This window comes from Salinivibrio sp. AR640 (assembly GCF_001995405.1).
Classification (GTDB): Bacteria; Pseudomonadota; Gammaproteobacteria; order Enterobacterales; family Vibrionaceae; genus Salinivibrio; species Salinivibrio costicola.
In genome coordinates, this window is sequence record NZ_MUFD01000002.1 from 219,693 (window position 1) to 227,139 (window position 7,447).

The 7,447-nt window shown below is 41.7% G+C and carries 12 protein-coding genes and 3 pseudogenes; 6 read left to right on the forward strand and 9 right to left on the reverse strand.

Annotation, left to right across the window (positions count from 1 at the left end):
* Positions 1-113: 113 nt before the first annotated feature.
* The gene (locus BZG75_RS02540) at positions 114-350 is read left to right on the forward strand and encodes an RNA recognition motif domain-containing protein (RefSeq protein WP_077576073.1); all 237 of its coding nucleotides are present in this window, start codon (positions 114-116) and stop codon (positions 348-350) included.
* 58 nt (positions 351-408) lie between these two features.
* On the opposite strand, the gene BZG75_RS02545 is transcribed toward BZG75_RS02540, so the two are convergent.
* Positions 409-729: a HigA family addiction module antitoxin gene (locus BZG75_RS02545; RefSeq protein ID WP_077576074.1), complete on the reverse strand. Its 321-nt coding sequence runs from the start codon at positions 727-729 to the stop codon at positions 409-411.
* A gap of 10 nt (positions 730-739) precedes the next feature.
* Positions 740-1,018 (reverse strand): type II toxin-antitoxin system RelE/ParE family toxin, encoded by a 279-nt coding sequence (locus tag BZG75_RS15660; protein WP_077576075.1) that lies wholly within the window; start codon positions 1,016-1,018, stop codon positions 740-742.
* 123 nt (positions 1,019-1,141) lie between these two features.
* Between BZG75_RS15660 and BZG75_RS02555 the strand changes: the two genes are divergently transcribed.
* Both BZG75_RS02555 and BZG75_RS15505 read left to right on the forward strand, forming a co-directional pair.
* Complete coding sequence (locus tag BZG75_RS02555; protein ID WP_077576076.1) at positions 1,142-1,393, forward strand: hypothetical protein; 252 nt, start codon at positions 1,142-1,144, stop codon at positions 1,391-1,393.
* Between the two features lie 95 nt (positions 1,394-1,488).
* Positions 1,489-1,641 (forward strand): annotated as a pseudogene (locus tag BZG75_RS15505) (TauD/TfdA dioxygenase family protein); the annotation flags it as partial.
* Between the two features lie 13 nt (positions 1,642-1,654).
* Here BZG75_RS15505 and BZG75_RS02565 read toward each other — a convergent pair.
* Together BZG75_RS02565 and BZG75_RS15295 are read right to left on the reverse strand one after the other, a co-directional pair.
* Positions 1,655-2,164, reverse strand: coding sequence for a GNAT family N-acetyltransferase (locus tag BZG75_RS02565; RefSeq protein ID WP_077576078.1), 510 nt, complete (start codon positions 2,162-2,164; stop codon positions 1,655-1,657).
* Between the two features lie 62 nt (positions 2,165-2,226).
* Positions 2,227-2,364 carry a hypothetical protein gene (locus tag BZG75_RS15295; RefSeq protein WP_158009953.1) on the reverse strand — a complete coding sequence of 46 codons (138 nt, stop codon included), beginning with the start codon at positions 2,362-2,364 and terminating at the stop codon, positions 2,227-2,229.
* A 27-nt stretch (positions 2,365-2,391) separates the two neighbouring features.
* Between BZG75_RS15295 and BZG75_RS02570 the strand changes: the two genes are divergently transcribed.
* Together BZG75_RS02570 and BZG75_RS02575 are read left to right on the forward strand one after the other, a co-directional pair.
* Positions 2,392-2,838, forward strand: a complete 447-nt coding sequence (locus BZG75_RS02570) for a hypothetical protein (protein WP_131825128.1) — start codon at positions 2,392-2,394, stop codon at positions 2,836-2,838.
* Positions 2,804-3,325 (forward strand): hypothetical protein, encoded by a 522-nt coding sequence (locus BZG75_RS02575; RefSeq protein ID WP_077576080.1) that lies wholly within the window; start codon positions 2,804-2,806, stop codon positions 3,323-3,325. The genes BZG75_RS02570 and BZG75_RS02575 overlap by 35 nt, the downstream gene beginning before the upstream one ends.
* 173 nt (positions 3,326-3,498) lie before the next feature.
* Here BZG75_RS02575 and BZG75_RS02580 read toward each other — a convergent pair whose 3' ends face one another.
* From BZG75_RS02580 to BZG75_RS02595, 3 genes are all read right to left on the reverse strand, one after another.
* Positions 3,499-3,942, reverse strand: a complete 444-nt coding sequence (locus BZG75_RS02580) for a hypothetical protein (protein ID WP_077576081.1) — start codon at positions 3,940-3,942, stop codon at positions 3,499-3,501.
* A gap of 289 nt (positions 3,943-4,231) precedes the next feature.
* Complete coding sequence (locus BZG75_RS02585) at positions 4,232-4,573, reverse strand: hypothetical protein (protein WP_131825129.1); 342 nt, start codon at positions 4,571-4,573, stop codon at positions 4,232-4,234.
* 598 nt (positions 4,574-5,171) lie between these two features.
* Complete coding sequence (locus BZG75_RS02595) at positions 5,172-6,074, reverse strand: hypothetical protein (RefSeq protein ID WP_242413572.1); 903 nt, start codon at positions 6,072-6,074, stop codon at positions 5,172-5,174.
* Positions 6,075-6,134: 60 nt separating this feature from the next.
* Between BZG75_RS02595 and BZG75_RS02600 the strand changes: the two are divergent.
* Positions 6,135-6,481: pseudogene (locus tag BZG75_RS02600) on the forward strand (IS110 family transposase); the annotation flags it as partial.
* Positions 6,482-6,713: 232 nt separating this feature from the next.
* Here BZG75_RS02600 and BZG75_RS15665 read toward each other — a convergent pair.
* Positions 6,714-6,863 (reverse strand): annotated as a pseudogene (locus BZG75_RS15665) (IS3 family transposase); the annotation flags it as partial.
* A 49-nt stretch (positions 6,864-6,912) separates the two neighbouring features.
* Positions 6,913-7,447, reverse strand: a 535-nt coding sequence (locus BZG75_RS02615) for an IS3 family transposase (RefSeq protein ID WP_108742867.1), incomplete at its 5' end; no start/stop codon positions are given.

Sequence of the window (7,447 nt, forward strand, 5' to 3'; positions counted from 1 at the left end):
CGGCTGAGCAGCACTCAAGGCTAACGTATCGATAAGAAAGCCAAACTATTACTTGGTCGTTGCCCCCTTTACTGACACAATCGGTGCTGTTACCTCGATATTAACGGACAACAATGAAACTATTAGCCCGCAACCTTGCTCGCACCATCACCGAACACGAACTCCGTCAGCTATTTTCTGAGTATGGTGATGTCACCGAATGTAACCTGGTGCTGGACCAAGAGACTGGCGAATCCAAAGGCTTTGCTTTCGTGACCATGCCTGACGATGCCCAGGCCAACGCTGCAATTGCCGCACTGAACCTGGCCAGCGTTGCAAAGAGCAAAATCCGCGTGAAAATCGCGAACTAAGCAAAAAAAGCCCTTTGCACTTACATTGGCTGTGAGGCGGGAACGATAGCCAACACGATCACCCGTGTTGGCTTTTGTTTATGGTCGAGACTTCTGTCCATGGGCGAATACTATTCAGCTGATCTTCGAGCTCATGTTCAGTAATTTCAGTATCATAGGCGATTTGAGCACGCAGCCAATAGCCCTTCGATAATCCAAAAAAACGGCATAAACGCAGGTCTGTATCAGCCGTTATAGCCCGTTTACCAGCAATAATTTGACCAATACGCTGTGCGGGCACTCCGATTTCTTTAGCCAAACGATATTGCGAAATCCCCATGGGAGTCAGGAATTCCTCTTTTAGCAACTCGCCCGGTGTGACAGCTTCTACAGTACGCATGAGCGACCTCCTAGTGATAATCAACAATTTCGACATCTTCCGCACCACCTTGAACCCAACGAAAGCAAATGCGGAACTGATTATTGATTCGAATGCTAAATTGCCCTTTACGACCACCCTTTAGCGGCTCTAGTTTGTTGCCAGGCGGTATTTTGAGATCATCTAAATCGCTTGAGATTTGTAGCTGGCGCAATTTTCTAAGCGCGACTCGCTCAAAATTGGCGAAGCGCTTTACCCGCTTTCCCTGTGCTAGCTTTTCAGTATCTTTGCACTTAAACGTTCGAATCATAAACCCAATAGTAACGCAGAGCGTTAATAACGTAAAGCGTCACCAAACCATAGCTGATTGACAGCCTACGCTCGACTCGTCACTATCAAGCTTTCGGCATGTGGTGAAGATCGAGCAGTAAAAATGGCAAAACCGAATAAAAAAGGCCCCACCAAAACCATCGATATTTTCTGTAAACGTTGTAATGCGCCACTGTTTAAATATCGCAAAGGTGGTAAAGGCGCTTTGGTGAAGTGCTTTAAAGAAAGGATTGTTGAGGATGCCACCACCACGCCGTGTCACTGCCCTCAGTGCGAACAGCCCTTTGCGCGTGACACCCTGATGCGAGGCACACCAGCCTACAAATTTATTGGCGGTAAGGTATGGTTCAAATGAAGATAACCCCTTTAGGCAATACGTTAGGGGCGCAAGTCGATAATGTCGATTTATCCCAGCTGTCAGACACTGAGTTTGCGGTGCTGTACCAAGCACGCCAATCGAAATATCACGTTCGTTTTCGCTGGCAAAAACACTCGGTGGCAATCTGGGATAATCGCGCCACCCAACACTACGCAGTAACCGATTATGGCGACGCGCCCAGACGATTGCACCGCGTCACGGTTCAGGGTGACAGTGCTCAGTAACACCTGACGGCGCTCAGGTACGGGTATATTCATACAGATTGTTGCGATGCCCATAAAGCATGATTGGGTGTTGTCGCTGAAACCCGAGCTTTTCGAGCAAACGGTTTGAGGGTTGGTTGTCCGGTAAGGTCACTGCTTGAACGGTACTCAGTCCGCTCGCTAACAAGGTTGCTTCAAGCACTGCCTCGGCGGCTTCTGTGGCATATCCTTTCCCGGTATAACGCGATAACAACGCGTAGCCTAAATCTGGATATGCTAACTCATCGCGCTTGAGCACACCGCACATGCCGATGGGCTCACCATCTTCCCGCCGTTCTACCAGATTCAGGCCAAAGCCATGTGCTTGATAACTTGTGAGCGGCCCGTGACGGAGATACTCGATCGCGTCTTGCTCAGTACGCACCTTTTTATCCGCGATATAGCGAATGAACGACGCATCATTAAGCAGCTCCACAATAAACGGCGCATCGTCGAGTATAAACTGTCGCACATTGAGCCTTTTTGATCGGCATATCAGTGTCATAAACCACTCGCCTACTGAAACGTTCTATCGCGCCATAATCGCATATTGGCGCGAATAAGTATCTACGCCGGCAACCAATACTGATAAAAATCTTCTCCCCCCTCATCGGAACCAAAGCTACACACAAAAGCGTCCCGACGTGCAGCCACGCAATAAGCAAAATCGGTTTCAAGATTGATAGGACGGAAAGTTAGGTGCATGGGTGTATCCCCAAAATTGATATTTACGTGATGATGCTCCAATATCATAAGGCTTTCTGCGACTATTGTAAGTATTTACTTTTAAATACCGAGATAATGACTCACAGGGAACAGGTATGCCAGTATCAAGCTTTAAAGGTGATTTTTGCAATAATAGATAGCTTTGATGGAATCAAGGAAATGAACAGGATAATCGATACTGCCCATGTACTTGAAGCAGTCTTATCTGGTGTTCCACTATTTCAACTATTTGCATCAAGAAGTGCAAATGGTTCAGTTATTATTGAGGGTTCAGCATCAGTAGTATCCACAGGTATTAATATTAGTATATATAACTGGAAAGGTTTCGCTGATGCATTTAAAAGTGTAGGAATTATTCGGCGCCGTAGACTGCAAGATCACGCTGATATGACAGCATTAAATGCAACAGGAAAAGATTATGAATTTTGGAGATGTGTTTCTAATGCACTGTAGAAAAGTCACCTTACTTTTACTGATAAGCCTTCCTATTGTAGGCCATGCCCTTACATGGGAAGAATTTTTAAAGTCCGAAATGGATAGCACTTATTCTGCACTAGAAGAAAAAGCAAGTAATTGCCGTAAAAATCGTCAACCATTAGAGCCTATCAAGGAAAGCTGGTTTGTTAATCTTAGTCGAAGCGAAAAAGTAGCAGCAGCTGGTTATATTAAACATCTAGCAGAAATTGATTGCTGGGGAAAAGAGCTATCCTCCTACAACTCTGCATTGTTAGCATATACTTCTGAATCGAAAGATACACAGTACTTAGACGAGTGGCTCGAGCTATCGAATGTATATCGCAGTGACGACTTTAAGCATGAATTTGATGCACTCAACGTAAAATCGCTTGTAAAATGGTACAACCGACAATCAACAGTTATGCCTTTCGATATGATTGAGTTCCTTGAGCAATATCCTGAATTTCAGAATAGCAATGAATAGCCGTAGAGATAATACCTCGGGCAATAATACGATCAAAACCAAAGAATAATCAGCAGTTTCGGTAGCTAAATAAAACCCGACAATCGTATTGCGACTCTTGTTATCCCCGCTACTAATCAGTCAGCTAAAGAGTGGTTTGTTTAGAGCGGGAGTCCAATTAACCCACTATACACCTATCTCCAACGCCCTGCCTCTATCACATTTTTCAGTTCATCATAGAGCCTATCTAAATCTTCGTATCTTGACAAATCAGCCGTTAACCCATGGTTACCAAAGATTTTTATAGATTTTACCTTTCCCTTTGAACGCTTAACCTTGATCGTTTTAACGCTTTCCCACTCCATGATTTCTTGTGTGTCAGGCTCATAAGAAATTAATCCCTTGCCTGAAACTTCAATGGTATGATTTTCAGCGTAGTTTTTAAAATCGCATCTTCCTTTATAGTTTAATAGCGCAGGAACAGAGCAAAAAAGGCAAACATAAAGGAGATACTCAAGACTAATTACATTACCCATAAACCATGAACCAAAAAATATCAAAGAAGGCCAAAACATAAAAACACTAAGCGGCCCTAGATACAAATTTCTTGTTCTTTTATCTGCTATTTTAAACTTCATTAGCACTACTCTATCTAAATGTATAACGAATGACAGGGTTACCCTCTTGAATATCTTCCACACTGAGGTGCGACTTTTAATACCGGAGGTAGCTATATTTACTCATTCTTTTTTAGCGTTAATCTCGCTAAGCACTACTTTTAGACTCACGCGATGAATGACTAAAAAAATCGCCATAAATTTCTGTTTGCGTAAGATGGTGGCAATCTTAAATTTAATGATCAGAGACGGCGTGATATGAAATAAAAAAACCTCGCCAAAATTTAGTAATTGATGACATACTCGTTTGTTATACCGCTGTATTTAGTATTGTATGACGTCTTGCAAGCCAGTTAATACGAGAATCATGTAAACACTGAACTTCGTCTAAGCACACTTCTTTAATTGCCCTAATACGGCTCTCAATTTGTTGCTTATTCATTGTTGCTTCCGATTCTTTATCAACCACAAGCTTTTTCATATAAGCCTCATAAGAACTGCGATGCCACATTTCACTAGGGTATAGATAGTTATTAAAAGCATCTAATCTCAATTGGTAATCCTGTTCTAATTGCTTATCCAATTCACTTTCATGCGATGCTGCATGGAAATAAACTCGTAGAGCTACAAAAGCAAGTCTAATCTTTTCCATTTCTAGATCTGTCAAGTAACCTGACATATCAATTGTTAAAGTATCATTATGAACAACCGAGATTGTCGTGTATAAATACTCGTAAGATCTTCTGACAATAAAATATTCTGAGCGTGAAATATACACTCATCAAGGTACTCAATGACTATATCTTTTTTCTCTTTAAATGCAGCTTTCCTCAATTTCAGAAAACTTAATAAACATTTCATGGGAATATCTCATATTTGATGTAAACAATTGATAGCTTAGGCAAAAGCTAGCATATATTGTTCACTAAAATATTATAGAAACTCCACTCTCACGTGATGAGCGGTATAACGAATGACATGGATTCCCCCTCTTGAGGATTTGCCACACTTAGGTGCGGCTTTTAATACCGGAAGCAAACATGTCTACTCAATTCTTTTGTGGTGTTTATTTCGCCAATCATCACTTTTTAAGTAACAATGTATCCGCTTGTTTCTTGGCTGCGTTCGCGCTGAAAAAAGTGCCAGACGCAGCGCCTACCTATGCGAACTTAAACTATTTACTTAATAAAGAAACAGGCTTGTTCAGCACCCAAATAAAGTGTCGACTGCGCGACACTTATTCTTACTTGTTATACCGTTGATTCACGCTGCTGCTCTTTGAATTTATCTATTGAAGTTCGGATCGTTTTTTTTGACTCAAACTCTGGAGTACAAGAGTAGATCGCCCACTTATGGATAAGACTAGGCTTCCCTTTGAAGGCAACAAATGAGCGTATTTTTGCGTACCGTTGAAGTCGTTTAGAGTCAGTATAGATATGGGTTATAACAAACGCTCTCTCGTAAGCCAAAAGATAATAAAATACATACACATATGGTAGTAAAGATACAGACAGCAACATAGGAACCAAGAAATCCCGGAATGTATCAACACTGACAAACTTACCTGGCTCATTATATATATTTAAGATGGAGTCGATGAAAATAAAAGCTCCCATTATGGCTAAAATATAGTCAGATATTTTTTGTGCTTGCTTATACTCTGGTTTACCTCTAGCAAAAGCACTACAACACGCAAATAGTGTACCTGTCGTTACTAGAAATAATTCAGTTATAAAACCGTAGGAATGAAATGCTACTAGGAACTCGATTAGTACAATCAGCTTAACCTGAGAATTTAACGATGCTTTCAAGTACTCTTTGGGCTCGGTGATCTTAGTCGTATTCATAAGCTGAACAAAGCCAATAAACACAAACCACAGTATCGTATTTTTAAGTTGTCCTACATTCCAAACATCCATGCTATAAAGTAAATATACGACAATTAAAATATATAAAAGCAGAGTGCCTATGGTTATCAGTATGGCTTTTTGGCAAAAAGATTTTAGGACTAACTCTATAGCCGGTAGAACTTCCTTACTTTTTATGGAAGCCCAAATGAAGACAACAATGACCAGAGTAGCTGTAGCTAACTCTCGATTATTAAAAATATCCAAATGCCCTCCTGAGCCTAAAAACGGTATAACGAATGACATGGATTCCTCCTCTTGAAGATCTGCCACACTTAGGTGCAGCCTGTAATACCGGAGGTAACCATGTCTACTCAATTCTTTTGTGGCGTTGATCTCGCCAAGCACCACTTTTCTCTTCACGCGGTGGATGACCATGGAAAAGTCATTCTCCATAAATCCGTTTCACGCGCTAAACTACTGGCTACATTAGTAAATATGCCTACGATGTGCATAGGTATTGAGGCCTGTGGTGGGGCACATTATTGGGCCAGAGAATTCAACAAGCTCGGCCACGATACCCGCATCATGGGCGCAAAGTATGTCGGTCCTTATCGCATAACCTGAACGATGCCGTTGCCATTTGTGACGCTATCCAGCGCCCAAACAACCGGTTCATTCCTGTTAAGTCACTCGAACGCCAAGCGATTCTCGTTTGTTAGGTTATGATTGTTTTTCCCATATTTTAGGCAGGCCTACCTGTTCACATATATTGCACTGAAGTGTGTGACCATCATTCATAACATGAAGTTTCAGGCTATCTTTTGGGTTACCATTGTGCAAAGACAATATATTTCCGCTAAATTCAGCACTCATAGAGAGTTTTTTCATGTCAGCGACATTCATCTCTGTGATGTTGATCCACTTTAACGGACACGTCTTTCGTTAAGTACATTGTTTTTCAAACGCTATCGGCGACATATAGCCAATGCTACTGTGTAACCGTGTTCGATTATAAAAGTACTGAATATATTTTCTGAGCTTCTCTCGTAAGTGCCTTAAGTTAGCAATCGGTGCATCTTTGATTAACTCGCCCTTAAGCGATTTAANTGATGTTGATCCACTTTAACGGACACGTCTTTCGTTAAGTACATTGTTTTTCAAACGCTATCGGCGACATATAGCCAATGCTACTGTGTAACCGTGTTCGATTATAAAAGTACTGAATATATTTTCTGAGCTTCTCTCGTAAGTGCCTTAAGTTAGCAATCGGTGCATCTTTGATTAACTCGCCCTTAAGCGATTTAAAGAACGACTCGACTTCTGCATTATCCGTACATTTCCCTGGCCGATTCATGCTCTGCTCAACACCGTGTTCCGCCAGTAAATGTCGCACCCTATCCGCACAATACTCGCGTCCTCTATCAGTATGAAATAGCAGCCCCCGTTTAGGCTTTCGACTAGCGAGTGCTTTAACAATGGTGAACATCGTCAAGTTTGAATCAAGTCTGTCGCTTAGCGCCCAGCTAAGTACCTTTTTTGAGTAAACATCAATCACTACCGCTAAGTAGCCCCATCGGTTTCCTACTTTTATGTAGGTAACATCCGCAGTCCATTGTTGATTGATTTGGCACGCCTTTTCTTTTTCTAAGCGTCGATTGACGAGTCCTTTAAAGAAC